Origin of the sequence: Corallococcus terminator, from assembly GCF_003611635.1 — a bacterium.
Lineage (GTDB): Bacteria > Myxococcota > Myxococcia > Myxococcales > Myxococcaceae > Corallococcus > Corallococcus terminator.
Window position 1 is genome coordinate 1 of the sequence record NZ_RAVZ01000625.1, and the last position, 2,176, is coordinate 2,176.

Genomic DNA, 2,176 nt, shown 5'->3' on the forward strand with positions numbered 1-2,176 from the left:
GGGGGGTGGGGTGTCAACGCAATGCCCCATCGCCCTGCCGTGCCGGGCGTCAGTCGTTCGGGGCCAGCCGGGCGTTGGCGTCCCGCAGCCGCTCGGAGAGGCTGCGCGCGATGTTCACCACGATGAAGGTGAACCCCTCCGCATGAGCAAGTCGGAAGGTGCGTAAATCCTGTGCGGTGAGCTGGAGCAGCTCCACCTCGCCCAGGGCGCGCACGGTGGCGGAGCGGTGGTCCTTGTCGATGAGGCCCATCTCCCCGAAGAACTCCGGGGGGCCCAGCACGGTGAGGGGCTTCGTGCCGTTGCCGCGGCTGCCGCGCACCACCTCCACCTGGCCTCGCACGATGACGAAGAGGCTGTCGCCCAGGTCGCCCTCCTGGAAGACCACTTCGCCGTGCGCGTACCGGTACAGCCGCGCCAACTCCGCCAGCCGCGCCAGCTCCGGGGGCGCGAGCATCTCGAAGAGGGGGGATGTGGCGATGACGGCCAGCTTCTCCATGTGTTCCCCGCGGGTCCGGCGTATCCGGAGGGTCCGGACGGTCGAGCCTAATCTCCTGACGAGAAGATGAACGGGTAGGAGACGGGGACGTCGTCACTCGGTTGGAAAGGGAACTTCCAGCCCCGGATGGTGGTGATGATGCAACTGCTGACGCCCTCGGAGCGCAAGGTGCTTTCGTCCACCTCGATGTTGTCCGCGCGACCGTTGGGCTTGAGGTTGAAGCGGACCATCACCCGCCCCTTGAGGGTGGGGTCGCGCTTGAGTTCTTTTTCGTAGCAGCGCTGGATGGACGCCTTCATGCGTTGGATGAAGCGCGCCATGTCCTTGGGGTTGACCTCGGCGCTGTCCACCTCCGCCGCCGCGTCCGCCACCTGGGGCACCTTGACGGCCTGCTTGCTGCCGGTGTCCACCTTGCCCGCGCCCTGGGTGACCTGGTCGCCGATGGCCGCCGCCTTGCCGCCGGTGTCACCCTGGGGGTTGGCCAGGCCATTGCCGCCCGAGCCGACCGTGAGCGCGCCGCCGGCCTGCGCGCCGGAGAGCGCCTCCGCCACGTTGGTGCCGCCCATGCTGGCGCCGAGCACGTTCTCCAGGGCCCCGCCTTCGCCCTTGCTGCCAAGAATCTTGAGCAGGCCGGTGTTGGACACCTTCGCCGCCAGTTGCTGGCGCTGCTCCGCCGAGTTGGCGGGCGTCGACGGGGTGGTGGCGGCGGCGGTCTTCTTCGGTGGAGCCTTGGTTTCGTCCGGCTTCTTGTCCGGGGCGGCGCCGGTGTCCTTCGGCGCTTCCTTCACGGGGGGCTGCGGCGGGATGAAGGCGCGCACGAAGCGGTCCTCCAACTGCTCCAGTTCGACCTCCGCCTCCACCGCCTTGGGCCGGGTGACGATGAACGCGACGCTGATGACGTAGAGCACCAGCATCGCCGCGAGGATGAGGAAGAAGAGCTGGTCCAGCGTTCGCCACGAGCTGGACTTCAGCTCCGGCGGCAGCGCGGGCTTCGAGCCCTCCGGGGGCGCGGGGACGAAGTGGAAGAAGAGCGTGGCGTCGGTGAGCTCCACCTTGCCGCGGGCGCTCTCCTGCAGGGGCAGATCGAAGGTGTCGTCCTCGCGGCGGGTGGCCAGTCCCTGGGTGCGCAGCGCGTCGAAGTCCACGTCGGACGAGCCCAGGTTGACGCGGCCCTGCATGTGCTCGTCGATGATGAGGTGGAACTGGTTGGCGCGGTTCTCCAGCACCTTGAAGCGCCCGGGGCGCTCCTGCGTGGCGGGCAGGACGATGGTGTTGCGGGCGTCATCGCCGATGGTGACGGAGTCGTGGAGGACGTGATGCTCCTCGACGATGCGGCCATCCTGGATGACGCCGACGCGCAGCAGCTTGTGGGCGGTTTGAAGGGCCATGGAGCTAGAAGGGGTCCTGATCCACGCTCTGGACCACCTTGGGCACGAAGCTCTCGGTGCGGTTCAGGTCGTCGAAGCTCGGTTTGGAGCGGTCGAGAAAGTAGAAGGCTTCCGGTTTCTGGATGCGGCCGTCGATGGTGATGGCGTCCAGGTGGATGGCCTTGGGCGCCTTCTTCGCCGTGGCGGCTTGTGCGCTGCCCTCGGACTTCGGGGCGGACGCGGGCGCGGGATCCTCCGCCCGGGACGGACCGGCGGCGACGAGCAGCAGGAGGAGGAGGGCGGGGCGCATGGG

General features: G+C 68.6%; 3 protein-coding genes. All 3 read right to left on the reverse strand.

Going from position 1 to position 2,176, the window contains the following annotated elements; translation table 11 throughout:
* Positions 1 to 49 precede the first annotated feature (49 nt).
* Positions 50 to 496 (reverse strand): cyclic nucleotide-binding domain-containing protein, encoded by a 447-nt coding sequence (locus D7V88_RS40860; protein WP_120545879.1) that lies wholly within the window; start codon positions 494 to 496, stop codon positions 50 to 52.
* A gap of 47 nt (positions 497 to 543) precedes the next feature.
* Positions 544 to 1,884 (reverse strand): AgmX/PglI C-terminal domain-containing protein, encoded by a 1,341-nt coding sequence (locus D7V88_RS40865; protein WP_120545880.1) that lies wholly within the window; start codon positions 1,882 to 1,884, stop codon positions 544 to 546.
* A 4-nt stretch (positions 1,885 to 1,888) separates the two neighbouring features.
* Positions 1,889 to 2,176 (reverse strand): hypothetical protein (locus D7V88_RS40870; RefSeq protein WP_244238675.1); only part of this gene is annotated, 288 nt, incomplete at its 5' end.